Annotated in this window: 12 protein-coding genes; 11 read left to right on the plus strand and 1 reads right to left on the minus strand. The window is 70.7% G+C overall.

The genetic code is table 11. The features are described from left to right. The first annotated feature begins 505 nt into the window (after nt 1-505). From ACW4TU_RS35940 to ACW4TU_RS35990, 11 genes are all read left to right on the plus strand, one after another. Nucleotides 506-2,170 carry a CTP synthase gene (locus tag ACW4TU_RS35940; protein WP_457430494.1) on the plus strand — a complete coding sequence of 555 codons (1,665 nt, stop codon included), beginning with the start codon at nt 506-508 and terminating at the stop codon, nt 2,168-2,170. 128 nt (nt 2,171-2,298) lie between these two features. Further along, the gene (locus ACW4TU_RS35945; RefSeq protein ID WP_457420190.1) at nt 2,299-2,928 is read left to right on the plus strand and encodes an NUDIX domain-containing protein; all 630 of its coding nucleotides are present in this window, start codon (nt 2,299-2,301) and stop codon (nt 2,926-2,928) included. Nucleotides 2,929-3,117: 189 nt separating this feature from the next. Further along, the gene (locus ACW4TU_RS35950; RefSeq protein ID WP_457420192.1) at nt 3,118-5,214 is read left to right on the plus strand and encodes a tetratricopeptide repeat protein; all 2,097 of its coding nucleotides are present in this window, start codon (nt 3,118-3,120) and stop codon (nt 5,212-5,214) included. Nucleotides 5,215-5,357: 143 nt separating this feature from the next. Next, the gene (ald, locus tag ACW4TU_RS35955; RefSeq protein ID WP_457430495.1) at nt 5,358-6,473 is read left to right on the plus strand and encodes an alanine dehydrogenase; all 1,116 of its coding nucleotides are present in this window, start codon (nt 5,358-5,360) and stop codon (nt 6,471-6,473) included. 434 nt (nt 6,474-6,907) lie between these two features. Further along, nucleotides 6,908-8,044 carry a ParA family protein gene (locus ACW4TU_RS35960; protein WP_457420194.1) on the plus strand — a complete coding sequence of 379 codons (1,137 nt, stop codon included), beginning with the start codon at nt 6,908-6,910 and terminating at the stop codon, nt 8,042-8,044. Further along, the gene (locus ACW4TU_RS35965; protein ID WP_457420196.1) at nt 8,029-8,622 is read left to right on the plus strand and encodes a hypothetical protein; all 594 of its coding nucleotides are present in this window, start codon (nt 8,029-8,031) and stop codon (nt 8,620-8,622) included. Before ACW4TU_RS35960 ends, ACW4TU_RS35965 begins: the two co-directional genes overlap by 16 nt. An 18-nt stretch (nt 8,623-8,640) precedes the next feature. After that, entirely contained in the window at nt 8,641-9,678 is a 1,038-nt protein-coding gene (locus ACW4TU_RS35970) for a segregation and condensation protein A (protein WP_457420198.1), read from the plus strand. Beyond that, complete coding sequence (scpB, locus tag ACW4TU_RS35975) at nt 9,675-10,337, plus strand: SMC-Scp complex subunit ScpB (RefSeq protein WP_457420200.1); 663 nt, start codon at nt 9,675-9,677, stop codon at nt 10,335-10,337. Before ACW4TU_RS35970 ends, scpB begins: the two co-directional genes overlap by 4 nt. Next, nucleotides 10,337-11,557, plus strand: a complete 1,221-nt coding sequence (locus tag ACW4TU_RS35980) for a pseudouridine synthase (RefSeq protein ID WP_457420202.1) — start codon at nt 10,337-10,339, stop codon at nt 11,555-11,557. Before scpB ends, ACW4TU_RS35980 begins: the two co-directional genes overlap by 1 nt. 317 nt (nt 11,558-11,874) lie before the next feature. Continuing rightward, on the plus strand, nt 11,875-12,711 hold the full coding sequence (locus ACW4TU_RS35985; protein WP_457420204.1) for an NUDIX hydrolase: 837 nt from the start codon (nt 11,875-11,877) through the stop codon (nt 12,709-12,711). Next, entirely contained in the window at nt 12,708-13,730 is a 1,023-nt protein-coding gene (locus ACW4TU_RS35990; RefSeq protein WP_457420206.1) for an ADP-ribosylglycohydrolase family protein, read from the plus strand. The genes ACW4TU_RS35985 and ACW4TU_RS35990 overlap by 4 nt, the downstream gene beginning before the upstream one ends. 43 nt (nt 13,731-13,773) lie before the next feature. Here the strand turns inward: ACW4TU_RS35990 and ACW4TU_RS35995 are convergent, their stop codons facing one another. Further along, nucleotides 13,774-14,487, minus strand: a complete 714-nt coding sequence (locus tag ACW4TU_RS35995; RefSeq protein WP_457420208.1) for a nucleotidyltransferase domain-containing protein — start codon at nt 14,485-14,487, stop codon at nt 13,774-13,776. Nucleotides 14,488-14,496 lie beyond the last annotated feature (9 nt).

Raw genomic sequence — 14,496 nt, forward strand, 5'->3', positions numbered from 1 at the left:
CCCCCAAGAAAAGGAAAACGGGGGTCTCGATCTTGCGGTCAAGGGTTCGTTGTCCAGCATCGTTGAGCGGTGAAGCAAACACCAATCTTTGCTCAACGGGCTGACGAGCGCTCGTTGTTCCGGGGTTACGGGCGGGGTGGTGCCGTGTTGCCGGCCGGGCTCGGCAGCGAGTGTCCGAGGAGCATACGACGCACTCAGATGATCCGCGTGCCGCTCCGGACAACCCGGGTCCGCTGAACGAGTGAAGCTCGGGTGAGCGGACACTGTTTCGGGTGAGCGCCGGACGCGGTGATGGTGACTCGTGTACGGGATGCGTGTCCGGGTGTGCGCGGAGCGTGGCCGGAAGGCATCTCCTCGGGTCGCTGATACCCTGGTAGCCCGTGGACCGGTGGGCAGGAAACCCCCGAACCGCAGCGACGGCTCCCCCAGAGAAAACCCGGAAAGCTCCGGGCCCGGGCGGCCGTACCGCACCCCAGACCGCGACCACGGGAGCCCCACCTTGGCCATGACACCCGCTGCTTTTCGAAACAGCAACGCCACGACGACCAAGCACATCTTCGTCACCGGGGGTGTGGCCTCCTCGCTCGGCAAGGGCCTGACCGCCTCCAGCCTCGGCATGCTCCTGAAGGCGCGCGGACTGCGGGTCGTCATGCAGAAGCTCGACCCCTACCTCAACGTCGACCCCGGCACGATGAACCCCTTCCAGCACGGTGAGGTGTTCGTCACCCACGACGGCGCCGAGACCGACCTGGACATCGGCCACTACGAGCGCTTCCTCGACCGCGACCTCGACGGCTCGGCCAACGTCACCACCGGCCAGATCTACTCGACGGTGATCGCGAAGGAGCGGCGCGGCGAGTACCTGGGCGACACCGTCCAGGTCATCCCGCACATCACCAACGAGATCAAGCACCGCATCCGCCGCATGGCCACCGACGAGGTCGACGTCGTCATCACCGAGGTCGGCGGCACGGTCGGCGACATCGAGTCGCTGCCCTTCCTGGAGACCGTGCGTCAGGTCCGTCACGAGGTCGGCCGCGACAACGTGTTCGTCGTCCACATCTCGTTGCTGCCCTACATCGGCCCCTCCGGCGAGCTGAAGACCAAGCCGACCCAGCACAGCGTGGCGGCCCTGCGGAACATCGGTATCCAGCCGGACGCGATCGTGCTGCGCTGCGACCGCGAGGTCCCCACCGCGATCAAGCGCAAGATCTCCCTGATGTGCGACGTCGACGAGGCCGCGGTGGTGGCCTGTCCTGACGCCCGCTCGATCTACGACATCCCCAAGACCGTGCACCGCGAGGGCCTGGACGCCTATGTCGTCCGCAAGCTGGACCTGCCCTTCCGGGACGTGGACTGGACGACCTGGGACGACCTCCTGGACCGCGTCCACAACCCCACCCACGAGATCAACCTGGCCCTGGTCGGCAAGTACATCGACCTGCCCGACGCCTACCTCTCGGTCACCGAGGCGCTGCGCGCGGGCGGATTCGCCAACCACGCGCGCGTGAAGATCAAGTGGGTCACCTCGGACGACTGCAAGACCCCGGCGGGTGCCCAGAAGCAGCTGGAGGATGTGGACGCGATCTGCATCCCCGGCGGCTTCGGCGACCGCGGTGTGTCCGGCAAGGTCGGCGCGATCCGGTACGCCCGAGAGCACAAGATCCCGCTGCTGGGGCTGTGTCTGGGCCTGCAGTGCATCGTCATCGAGGCGGCCCGCAACCTGGCCGGCGTCGAGGACGCCAACTCCACCGAGTTCGACCCCGCCACCGCCCACCCGGTCATCTCGACGATGGCCGAACAGCTCGACATCGTCGCGGGCGACGGCGACATGGGCGGAACGATGCGCCTGGGCATGTACCCGGCCAAGCTCGCCGAGGGCTCCATCGTGCGCGACGTGTACGACGGCAAGGAGTACGTCGAGGAACGCCACCGGCACCGCTACGAGGTCAACAACAGCTACCGCGCCGAACTGGAGAAGACGGGGCTGCAGTTCTCCGGCACCTCCCCGGACGGCAAGCTGGTGGAGTACGTCGAGTACCCGCGCGAGGTCCACCCCTACCTGGTGGCCACGCAGGCCCACCCGGAGCTGCGCTCCCGCCCCACCCGCCCCCACCCGCTCTTCGCCGGCCTCGTCAAGGCCGCCGTCCAGCGCAAGACGGGCAAGTAGCGCAAGGGCTGTACGGTGACCGGGGTGCACGCCTTTTGGGGTGCGTGCCCCGGTTTCCTGTGCCGGCTCCTGGGCCGGTTTCGGGCCGGTTTCTTGTGTACGGGCGGGACGCGGGAGGACACGTCGACATGACCACCATCAGGGACACTCCGGAGGAGTGGGAGATCCGGGCCACGGAGATCCCCTTCGTGGGCAACAAGACCTCCGTGCGCACCGACGAGGTGGTCATGCCCGACGGCTCGGTCGTGGGCCGCGACTACCAGGTCCACCCCGGCTCCGTGGGCGTCCTCGCCCTGGACGCCGAAGGCCGGGTGCTGCTGATCCGCCAGTACCGTCACCCGGTCCGCCAACGGATGTGGGAGATCCCGGCAGGCCTGCTCGACGTACCGGGCGAGAATCCGCTGCACGCGGCCCAGCGCGAGCTGTACGAGGAGGCGCACGTCAAGGCCGAGGACTGGCGGGTGCTGACCGACGTCTACCCCACGGCCGGCGGCTGCGACGAGGCCGTACGGATCTTCCTGGCCCGGAATCTGTCCGAGGCCGACGGGCAGCGCTTCGCGGTCGAGGACGAGGAGGCCGACATGGAGCACGCGCGCGTGCCCGTCGACGAGCTTGTCCGGGGTGTCCTCGCCGGTGAACTGCACAACAACTGCCTCGTCGTGGGCGTCCTTTCGCTGGTGGCGGCCGAGAGGGGCGACGGACTCGACGCACTGCGCCCGGCCGAGGCGCCGTGGCCGGCCCGGCCCTTCGACGCCTGAGGAGACCTGAGGCGCCCCCAGGGGCTCAGGGGTCGCCCGCCGCGCCCGGTGTGACCATCGGCTGATCCGATCGGGCGACCTGCCCGCCGCGCTCCGCACCGATCGTTGCAGAGCGTGAACTAGGCTCTGGAAACGCCCGAACCGGAGTCCCGGCGGGCTTGCGCGTGCAGGTGGACGGGAGTGTGGCCCGTGACGGATCAGGCGGTGGACACAGACGGCACGAAGCTGTCCGGAAACGATCGGCCGCCCGTTCCAACGGACAGTCAGTTCCTCGGCAGGACAAGAGAGTTGAAGGAACTGCGCGCCGACATCGAGCGCGCCGGACTCGACACGCTCGCGGGCCGGAAAGCGCCCCGTGCGCGCGTGCTCCTCATCGCGGGCAAGCCCGGCTCGGGCCGCAGCGCGCTCGCCGAGGAGCTGGCCCGGCAGGTCGCGGACAGTTACCCGGACGGTGTGCTGCGTGCCCGGCTCACCGAGCCCGACGGCACGCGCGTGCCGACCGAACGCACCGCCCGCGAGCTGTTGACCGCCCTGGAACTGCCCACCCCGCCCGGCGCCGACGAGGACGAGCTGACCGAGGCGCTGCGCGACGCGCTGGCCGACCGGCGGACGCTGCTCCTGCTCGACGACGCGGCCGACGCCGAGCAGGTCGACGCACTGCTTCCGGACAACCCCGACTGCCTGGCCGTCGCCGTCTCCGGGGGCCCGCTGACCGGGATCTCCGACGTCCGCCCGTGCACCCTGGGCGGCCTCGACACCAAGTCCGCCGTGGAACTGCTGGAGCGCTTCACCGGGGCGGTACGCGTCACCGTGGACCCGCGCTCCGCCGAAGGCCTCGCCGAGGTGTGCCAGGGGCAGCCCGCCGCGCTGATGCTGGCCGGCGGCTGGCTCGCCGCCCGGCCCCAGGCGGCCGTCTCCGACCTCGCCAAGCAACTGCACGCCGAGAGCGACGAGGGCACCGCCCTCAGCCGTGTCTTCCGGCTCGTGTACGCCTCGCTGCCCACCCCGGCCGCCCGGATACTGCGACTGCTCGCGCTGGCCCCCGGCGGCCTGGTCGACCCGCAGACCGCCTCGGCGCTGGCCGGCTGCTCGGTCGGGGGCGCCCGCGCCACCCTGGACGACTTCGTCGCCCTGGGCCTCCTGGCGGCCGTGGAGTCGCCGCTGCCGCAGTACGAGGTCCCCGGCTGCCTGCTGCCCCTCCTGCGCCCTCTCGCGGAGTCCCAGGACCGCCCGGCCGAGCTCCAGCTGGCCCGGGCCCGGATGCTGGAGCGGACGGTACGGCTGCTGGTGTCCTGCCGGGCGATCACCGAGACCGACAGCCCGCCGGCCCGCGAGAAACTCCTCGGCACGCCCAGCTCGCTGCGCTTCCCGAACCCGAGGGCGGCGGCGGACTGGCTGGAGATCCGCCGCCCCGCGCTGCTCGCCGCCGCCCGGCTGGCCGTGGCCGACGGGGAGCTGGACACGCTGGCCCGGCGCCTGATGTCCGCCCTGGTCAAGGCCATGGTCGCGCACATCGGCACCCAGGCCGCCGCACCCGACCTGTACGGCATCCACCGCCTCGTCCTCGATGTCGCCGAGCGCCGCGAACTGCCCCGCGAACGGGCCGCCGCCCTGCTGAACCTCGCCGACCTGGACGCGCAGACCGGCCGCACGAACGACGCGCTGGCCCGCTACCGGGCCGCGCTGGACGCCGGACGCGAGGCGAACGACCCGTATGCGACCGGGCGCGCGATGGAATCCGTAGGGGGCGCACACCAGGAGCTCGGGGACTACGACCGCGCCGCCGACTGGTACGGGCGGGCGCTCGCCCAGCGCCTGGCGCGCGACGAGCGCGAGGACGCCGCCCGGCTGTACGGCCGTATCGCCACCGCGCACACCTACGCGGGCCGCTACGGCGAGGCGCTGCGCAACTGGCGGGCCGCGGTGGCCGGTTACCGCAAGATCGGCGATGTGGCCGCGCACGCACGGGCGTTGAGCGAGCTGGCGCGGGTCCAGGAGTACGCGGGGCGGCCCGAGGAGTCGCTGCGCACCTGCCAGGAGGCGCTGGAGTGGGCGAGCCGCGCCGACGACGTACGGCTGCAGGCGGCGCTCCAGCTTCGGTCGGCCGACACGTTGGAGCACCTCGGCGATCCGACGGCTGCCAGGGTGCACCGGGCCGCCGCCGAGCGGCTGCTGAGCGACGAGCCGGACCCCCTGGAGGGCGAGCCGGACCTCCCCGAAGGTGATCCTGACCTGGAACACGGCGCTAACGCCTACGAAATCCGCAGTACATCAGTCGAAGATTGATGCTTTGAAAGGCTAGACACCGAGAACGCCTTCATTAGACTGGCTCTACCGCGCCTTCCCCTGCGGTCTCCTGGTGTGCCCCGGCACGTCCGGTTATGTAGTGCTATGCCCCCGCACCCTCTGAGCCAAGGACCGTGATCGACGTGAAGGTCGGCATCCCCCGCGAGGTCAAGAACAACGAGTTCCGCGTCGCCATCACCCCCGCCGGCGTGCACGAACTCGTGCGCCACGGCCACCAGGTCGTCATCGAGCGGAACGCCGGTGTCGGCTCCTCGATCACGGACGACGAGTTCGTGGCCGCAGGCGCGCGCATCCTTCCGACGGCCGACGAGGTGTGGGCCACCGCCGACCTGCTGCTGAAGGTCAAGGAGCCCATCGCCGAGGAGTACCACCGGCTCCGCAAGGACCAGACGCTCTTCACCTACCTGCACCTGGCCGCGTCCAAGGAGTGCACTGACGCGCTCGTGGCGTCCGGCACCACGGCGATCGCCTACGAGACCGTCGAGCTGCCCGGTCGCGCCCTGCCGCTGCTCGCCCCGATGTCGGAGGTCGCCGGCCGGCTGGCCCCGCAGGTCGGCGCCTACCACCTGATGCGCTCGGTCGGCGGGCGTGGCGTGCTCCCCGGCGGCGTCCCCGGCACGCAGCCCGCGCGGGCCGTCGTCATCGGTGGCGGCGTCTCCGGCTGGAACGCCACGCAGATCGCCGTCGGCATGGGCTTCCATGTCACGCTGCTCGACCGCGACATCAACAAGCTGCGCGAGGCCGACAAGGTCTTCGGCACCAAGGTCCGGGCGATCATGTCCAACTCCTTCGAGCTGGAGAAGGCCGTCCTGGACGCCGACCTCGTCATCGGCGCGGTGCTCATCCCCGGCGCCAAGGCCCCGAAGCTGGTCACCAACGAACTGGTGTCGCGGATGAAGCCGGGGAGCGTTCTCGTCGACATCGCGATCGACCAGGGCGGCTGCTTCGAGGACTCGCGTCCCACGACCCACGCCGAACCGATCTTCCCCGTCCACGGATCGGTCTTCTACTGCGTCGCCAACATGCCCGGCGCGGTGCCCAACACCTCGACCTACGCGCTCACCAACGCCACGCTGCCGTACATCGTGGAACTCGCCGACCGCGGCTGGGTGGCCGCGCTGCGCCGCGATCCCGCGCTCGCCAGGGGTCTCAACACCCATGACGGCAAGGTCGTCTACCGCGAGGTCGCGGAGGCGCACGGCCTGGAGCACGCGGAGTTGGAAGCGCTGCTCGGCTGACCTTCCCGGCCGCTTCGCAGGTGCTCCCGGTCGACTAAACGACCAAGTCGTCAGCGGGTAAAAGGCGATAGGTCAACAGGGATCGTCAACGCCCCGCACCCCGCCGGACCTTGCCCGACAAGGCCCGGCGGGATGTGTGTATGGTCACTTTGCGACACTCGTTCAACTCGCCTCGAACGTAACGATTCAACCGATTCGCGCACCGGTGAACCCTGCCGTGCGACGGCCGTACGCCCTTGACAGAGGGATGTTTCATTGCCGACACATCGGGCCGGGTCCGGCGGATTGTGTTGCTGCGAACGGCCGACACGCCATAGAGTCGCCAACCGTCGGCATGGTGCCACGCTGACCTATCGAGAAGTTTCCTGGTCACCAAGGAGGTAAGACGACTTGTGAATGAGTCGACATTTACTCCCGGGGGTGGTCAACCAGGAATGCCGGCGCGGGAATCGGGCCCCGCGGGGCTCGCGGCGGTCGGCTCCGTCGCGGTCCGCACCTTCGCAGCCCATCAGGGTCACCAGACGTCCGGGGTGACCAAGCCAGGACACATGAGCATGGATGGCCATCACGTGAACGCCATGGCCGGCGACGGTAGTGGCGGGGTCCACAACCACTTCGCCGACTACGACGAACTGCCCGACGGGCACTTCTACGACCCCGACGCCGAGTACGAGCCCGATCCGGAGTACGCGGCCACGCTCGCGCCCGACGCGGCCCGTCAGCGCCGCGAGCGCATCGGTCCCACCGGACGCCCGCTGCCGTACTTCCCGATCCCGGGTCCGCTGACCAGTCACGGACCCGCGACGATCGTCGCGATGTGCAACCAGAAGGGCGGCGTCGGCAAGACGACGTCGACCATCAACCTGGGTGCGGCGCTCGCGGAGTACGGACGCCGGGTCCTGCTGGTCGACTTCGACCCGCAGGGCGCCCTCTCCGTGGGCCTCGGCGTGAACCCGATGGAACTCGACCTGACGGTCTACAACCTGCTCATGGAGCGGGGGATGTCCGCGGACGAGGTTCTGCTCAAGACGGCGGTCCCGAACATGGACCTGCTGCCGAGCAACATCGACCTGTCCGCGGCCGAGGTGCAGCTGGTGTCGGAGGTCGCGCGCGAGTCGACGCTCCAGCGCGCCCTGAAGCCGCTCATGGCCGACTACGACTACATCGTGATCGACTGTCAGCCCTCGCTCGGCCTGCTCACCGTGAACGCCCTCACGGCGGCTCACAAGGTGATAGTGCCTCTGGAGTGCGAGTTCTTCGCACTGCGCGGTGTCGCGCTGCTGACGGAGACCATCGAGAAGGTCCAGGAGCGGCTGAACCCCGAGCTGGAGCTCGACGGGATCCTCGCCACGATGTACGACTCGCGCACGGTGCACAGCCGTGAGGTGCTCGCACGTGTCGTCGAGGCCTTCGACGAGCACGTCTACCACACGGTCATCGGGCGCACGGTCCGCTTCCCGGAGACCACGGTCGCCGGCGAGCCGATCACCACGTACGCCTCGAACTCCGTCGGTGCCGCCGCCTATCGCCAGCTCGCCAGGGAGGTGCTCGCCCGGTGTCACGCCGAGTGAGTCTGCCGGGGGCCGACGAACTGTTCCGCACCACCGGGGGCATGGCGCTCCAGTCGTCCAGCCCCAGGCGCCAGGCCAACGGTGAGGCCCGGGTACCGGCTCCCGCAGGGGAGAGCGACGGGGCCGCCGCTGAGGACGTGCCGCACTCGGTGCCCGTCCAGGGCGGCGACGGTGACGGCGACGAACATGTCGCCACCGGCGCGGACCAGGCCGGCGCGGGTGAGTCGCGCAGCCGGGGGGCCGTCGCGGAGCGTCCGATGCGCCGCCAGGGCGAGCAGGAAGGTTCTGCCTCCGGGCAGCAGGGGCCGTCGCCGCAGTCGGTCTCGGCGTCCCGCAAGCGAGGACGGGCCCCCTCGCGGCGGCCCAGCGGCCGCGAGCGGCACGACGAGAAGATCACGGTGTACGTCTCCGCCGAGGAGCTGATGGACCTGGAGCACGCGCGTCTGGTGCTGCGGGGCGAGCACGGGCTCGCGGTCGACCGCGGGCGGATCGTGCGCGAGGCGGTCGCGGTGGTGCTCGCGGATCTCGAGTCCCGCGGCGACGCGAGCATTCTCGTACGACGGCTGCGCGGGCGCTAGCGGTAGCCTGCGAGGGTCATGACCTCGAACGACGCCCCTGCCCCCGACCCCCGCTCCGCCGGTCGTCGGCGTGTGCTGGGGCGGGGTCCGGGGGGTGCGCCGCCGGTTTCGGCCGGATCCTCGGCCGAACCTTCGGTCGAAGAGGCGGCAGAAGTACCGGAGGTCCCGGTTCCATCCGTGGAACCGGGCCCCGAGCCCGAGCCGCCTGGCGGGCCTGTGGAGCCCGCCGCGTCGGACGAACCCGATGACGGGGTCTTCAAGGTCCGGCTCGCCAACTTCGAGGGGCCTTTTGATCTCCTCCTCCAGCTGATCTCCAAGCACAAGCTGGACGTCACCGAGGTCGCTCTCTCCAAGGTGACCGACGAGTTCATGGCGCACATCAGGGCGATGGGCCCGGACTGGGATCTCGACCAGACGACCGAGTTCCTGGTCGTCGCGGCCACCCTGCTGGACCTGAAGGCCGCGCGGCTGCTGCCCGCCGCCGAGGTCGAGGACGAGGCGGACCTGGCTCTCCTGGAGGCGCGCGACCTGTTGTTCGCGCGCCTGCTCCAGTACCGCGCGTACAAACAGGTCGCCGACATCTTCAGCCGCCGCCTCGACGACGAGGCCCGCCGCTATCCCCGTACCGTCGGACTGGAACCGCACCACGCCGAACTGCTGCCCGAGGTCGTCATCAGCATCGGCGCGGAGGGGTTCGCCAAGCTCGCCGTGAAGGCGATGCAGCCGAGGCCCAGGCCGCAGGTGTACGTCGACCACATCCACGCGCCCCTGGTGAGCGTGCAGGAGCAGGCCCAGATCATGGTCGCGCGGCTGCGGGTGCTGGGCGAGGCCACCTTCCAGGACCTCGTCGAGGACACCGAGGACACGCTGACCGTCGTGGCGCGCTTCCTGGCGCTGCTGGAGCTGTACCGGGAGAAGGCCGTCACCCTGGACCAGGAGACCGCCCTCGGGGAGCTGGTGGTGCGCTGGACGGGCGGGGAGGGCGATCGGGAGCCGACGGTCACCGACGAGTTCGACCGGCCGCCGGAGCCGGTGAAGGAGGAGACGAAGGCGTGAGCGAGGAGACCACCGAGGTGCCGGCCGGGCCGCGGACCGTCGCCGATCTCGATCTCAGGCCGGCCCTGGAGGCCGTCCTCATGGTCGTGGACGAACCCGCGACCGAGGAACACCTCGCGAAGATCCTCCAGCGGCCCCGGCGGCACATCGCGGACGCCCTGCGCGCACTGGCCGACGAGTACACCGTCCAGGGGCGCGGTTTCGAGCTGCGGCTCATCGCCGGCGGCTGGCGTTTCTACTCCCGGCCCGAGTACGCGGCGGCCGTCGAGGGCTTCGTGCTGGACGGCCAGCAGGCCCGGCTCACCCAGGCGGCGCTGGAGACGCTGGCGGTCGTCGCGTACCGGCAGCCGGTCAGCCGCAGCCGTGTCTCGGCGGTCCGCGGAGTCAACTGTGACGGGGTCATGCGGACCCTGTTGCAGCGCGGTCTGGTCCAGGAGGCGGGCACGGAACCCGAAACAGGTGCGATCCTGTACACGACGACGAACTACTTTCTGGAGCGGATGGGCCTGCGAGGCCTGGACGAACTCCCGGAGCTCGCACCCTTCCTTCCGGAGGCGGACGCGATCGAGGCCGAGACGCAGGAAGGTGTTCCGTCGTTCGATCCGGATGCTCCCGATGCTCCGGGTGCAGACGACGCAGACGACCAGACGGAATTTTGATGCGAAGCAGTAGCGGCAGCGGTAGCGGTGGCGGCAAGAGCGGTGGCGGGCGCGGTAACTCTCGCGGCGCCGGCAACGGCGGGGGCGACAGGCGGGGTCAGGGTCAGGGCCAGGGGCGCGGTCAGGGCTCGGGTCAGGGCCGTGGTCAGGGCCAGGGTCAGGGGCGCGGTCAGGCTCCGGGCCGAGGCCAGGGCCAGGGTCCAGGTCAGGGTCAGGGCCAAGGGCAGGCGCAGGGGCGTCCCAGCAAGCCGCGTCCCGAGGAGCGCCGCTACGACGTGGGGCCGGCCGCGACTCCGGACGGCCCGAAGTCCGGGCGTGGTGCCTCCGCGCGCGGCGGTGCCAAGGGCGGTCCCAGGCAGGGCCACAACAGCACCGGACGCGGGCGCTGGGTCCCGGCGACCTCTCGCGAGTACGACGCGCGGGCCGAGGAGCGCAACCGGGAACGGTACGCCGACAAGAAGGACGTGCAGCTGCCCAAGACGTTCCCGGGTGCCGAGCAGGAGGGCGAGCGGCTCCAGAAGATCCTGGCGCGCGCGGGCTACGGTTCCCGGCGGACCTGCGAGGAGCTGATCGAGCATGCGCGCGTGGAGGTCAACGGCGAGATCGTGGTGGAGCAGGGGCTGCGTGTCGACCCCGAGCGCGACGAGATCAAGGTCGACGGGCTGACGGTGGCCACACAGTCGTACCAGTTCTTCTCGCTGAACAAGCCCGCGGGCGTCGTCTCGACGATGGAGGACAACGAGGGCCGCCAGTGCCTCGGCGACTACGTGACGAACCGCGAGACGCGGCTCTTCCACGTCGGCCGGCTCGACACCGAGACCGAGGGCGTCATCCTGCTCACCAACCACGGTGAGCTGGCGCACCGGCTGACCCACCCCAAGTACGGCGTGAAGAAGGTCTATCTCGCGCACATCGTGGGCCCGATCCCGCGCGACCTGGGCAAGCAGCTCAAGGAGGGCATCCAGCTGGAGGACGGGTACGCGCGTGCGGACCACTTCCGGGTGGTCGAGCAGACCGGCAAGAACTACCTCGTGGAGGTCACCCTCCACGAGGGCCGCAAGCACATCGTGCGCCGCATGCTCGCGGAGGCCGGCTTCCCGGTCGACAAGCTGGTGCGCGTCTCCTTCGGTCCGATCACCCTGGGCGACCAGAAGTCGGGCTGGCTGCGCCGCCTGTCCAACACGGAGGTCGGCATGCTGATGCAGGAAGTCGATCTGTAGACCGCGCGGCGCGCTCAGCGCGTGCTCGGCTGAGTGCTCGTGCTGAGTGCTGTTGCTTGCGGCCGATCCCGGAGCTTTCCGGGGTCGGCCGTTTTTGTATCGCCAGGAAGGCCGCCGAAGCGCGCCTGGCCGCCCTGGAGGGTATCGGGTGCCCTCCAGGGCCTCGCGGCCCTCCTGGGCGCTTGAGGGGCCGCTGAGGGGCTTTTGGCGTATGGGAGTCGTCAAGAAGGCTTGTGCGGTCCGCTCGGGCTCTTTATAGTCGGTATGACTATTGGTCATAGTGACCATAAAGAGCGACCGTGAGGGGGTGGGCGGGCATGACCGCACCTGTGAACGGATCGGCGCGGGGCCGGGCGCCCGAGGGGTACGACAAGCACGCCTTCGAACCCTTCGGCGTCACTGTCGATCTGGCCGTCCTGACCCTGCGCGCGGGCGCGCTGCACGTGCTGCTCGTCGAGCGCGGTCACGAGCCGTACGCCGGCCGCTGGGCACTGCCAGGAGGCTTCGTCCTGCCCGACGAGTCCGCGGAGAACGCGGCCCGGCGTGAACTCGCCGAGGAGACCGGCCTGTCGGACGTGTCCGGGCTGCGCCTGGAGCAGTTGCGCACCTACAGCGAACCGGACCGCGACCCGAGGATGCGCGTCGTGTCCGTGGCCTTCGCCGCGCTGCTGCCGCACGCGCCCGAACCACACGGCGGCGGGGACGCGGCGCAGGCCCAGTGGCTGCGGTACAACGCCCTCGGGCCGCTCGCCTTCGACCACGACCGCATTCTGGCCGACGCCCACGACCGGGTCGGCGCCAAGCTGGAGTACTCCTGCATCGCGACCGCCTTCTGCCCGCCCGAGTTCACCCTCGGCGAGCTGCGACAGGTCTACGAGACCGTCTGGGGCACCGCGCTCGACCCGCCCAACTTCCGCCGCAAGGTGCTCGCCACCCCGGGCTTCGTCGAACCCGTACCGGGCGCCGCGCGTCTCACCGGCGGCCGGGGAAAGCCCGCCGCGCTGTACCGCGCGGGCACCGCGGACACCCTGCACCCGCCGCTGCTGCGCCCGACCACGTCGGTGTCGCCCGCCTCGCCCCCTTCGTCCCCCTCTCCCTCCTCGCCGTCCCCTTCGTCACCGTCTCCCTCGTCACCGGAAGGACGCCCCGCATGACCCCCACGACCGTCAGGAAGCGCGCCGCTAGTGGGGCGTTGATCGGGCTCGCGCTCGGTGACGCCCTGGGCTTCCCGACCGAGTTCAAGGACATCCCGTCGATCCTCGCCGCGCACGGCCCCTGGCGGCGGATAGAGCTGCCCACGCCCGCGATCGTCACCGACGACACCCAGATGACGCTGGCGCTCGCACACGGTCTGCGCGCGGCCATGGACCGGGGGCTGCTCGCCCCGGCCGGGATGGAGCGGCCGGTGCGCGAGGAGTTCGTGAAGTGGTTCCGGTCGCCGGACAACAACCGGGCGCCCGGCCGCACCTGCCTGGTCGCCTGCGAACTGCTGGAGAACGAACGGCTGCCCTGGCAGGAGGCCAGCCAGATCGGTTCCAAGGGCTGCGGAGCCAACATGCGCGTGGCGCCCCTCGGCCTGGTCGCGGCCCTGAGCGACGAACAGCGCGCCGGCGCCGCCCAGTTGCAGGCCGCGCTCACCCACGGACACCCGACGGCGCTGGCCGCGTCCGACCTCACCGCCTACGCCGTACGGCTGCTGGCCCACGGCGCCGGCCCGGCCGAACTGGTGACCCTGCTGCGTACACACGCGCACGAGAGCCGCAGCCGTTACTACCACCGCTGGCTGGGCGACCTGTGGACGCACGGCCACGATCCGAGCCCCGAGCACTTCATCGCCCGCGGCTGGGACGAGTGCCTGGCGATCCTGGACCGGCTTCAGCTCGCCGTCCGTACCGTCTCGCCCGAGGACGACCCCTGCCTCGCCACCGGCGCCGGCTGGACGGCCGAAGAAGCCCTGGCGACCGGCCTGCTGTGCTTCCTGCTCTTCCCCGACGAGCCCCTCACGGCCCTGCGCCGCGCCGCCTGCACCTCCGGCGACTCGGACTCGATCGCCTGCCTGACCGGAGCCTTCGCCGGCGCCTACCACGGCACCGACGCCTGGCCGACCCGCTGGGCGGACCGCATCGAGTACGGGGGTGACCTGCAGACACTGGGGGCGCTCTGGGACGCCTGACGGAGAGTGGGGCCCCGGACGGGCGGGGTGGGCCTGGCCCGCGTTACCGGGTGGCTGAGGCGCGGCGGGTGCGGACGAGGAAGTCCTCGACACGTCGGTGGTCCGGTTCCTCAGGCAGTGGGCTGTGGTGGGAGGCCTTCTCGGCCTCCGCCGCGAGGCGGTGCATCCGGGACTCGACCTCCGGCCACGGCACCTCGCCCCGCTTCACCGCCAGCAGCGGGCCGCGTTCGTCACCGACGTCGATCGTCAGCGTGCCCGTGCGCAGCAGATCGCGGCAGCTCGTCAGGAGGCGCAGCATGTGCATCGCGTGCTTCCAGCGCGGCGCGCCGTGGATACGGACGTCGGCCTCCAGCTTCTTGTGCTGGCCCAGCGCGTAGCGCGCGAACGTCTCGTGCGCCTGGCGGGAGAGGAACGCCCCGCGCAGGGCAAGGAGTTCGCGGCCCGTGTCGTCGGCGTACTCCACGAGGGGGGAGTGGAGGCATTCCAGGATGTTCGGGTTGGCCCGCAGAGCCAGTGTGCAGAAGCGTTCCAGCTCCCAGCTGAACTGTTCCTCCGCCGGGCCCTCCACATTCGTGGGCGGCTTCTCGAAGCGCCAGAACAGGGGAGTGGGCGCGAGAAACACCCCGCGCCGGTCCGTGTCGCTGCCGTCCGTCGCCAGACCGAAGGCGCGCGAACCCATCACACAGGCGTAGATCGTGTGGTCGCGTACCAGGGTCTCGGGGCTCTCAGGACCCTCGGAGTCGGAATGCGGGCGCATTCCGGGAGC

The organism is Streptomyces kryoterrae (assembly GCF_054072135.1).

Bases quoted from the DNA above. Each gene is read 5' to 3' on its own strand.
- ACW4TU_RS35970 (WP_457420198.1), top strand. From the start codon at position 8,641: ATGACCTCGAACGACGCCCCTGCCCCCGACCCCCGCTCCGCCGGTCGT.
- ACW4TU_RS35945 (WP_457420190.1), top strand. From the start codon at position 2,299: ATGACCACCATCAGGGACACTCCGGAGGAGTGGGAGATCCGGGCCACG.
- ACW4TU_RS35985 (WP_457420204.1), top strand. From the start codon at position 11,875: ATGACCGCACCTGTGAACGGATCGGCGCGGGGCCGGGCGCCCGAGGGG.
- ACW4TU_RS35995 (WP_457420208.1), bottom strand. From the start codon at position 14,487: ATGCGCCCGCATTCCGACTCCGAGGGTCCTGAGAGCCCCGAGACCCTG.
- ACW4TU_RS35980 (WP_457420202.1), top strand. From the start codon at position 10,337: ATGCGAAGCAGTAGCGGCAGCGGTAGCGGTGGCGGCAAGAGCGGTGGC.
- ACW4TU_RS35940 (WP_457430494.1), top strand. From the start codon at position 506: ATGACACCCGCTGCTTTTCGAAACAGCAACGCCACGACGACCAAGCAC.
- ACW4TU_RS35960 (WP_457420194.1), top strand. From the start codon at position 6,908: ATGCCGGCGCGGGAATCGGGCCCCGCGGGGCTCGCGGCGGTCGGCTCC.
- ACW4TU_RS35990 (WP_457420206.1), top strand. From the start codon at position 12,708: ATGACCCCCACGACCGTCAGGAAGCGCGCCGCTAGTGGGGCGTTGATC.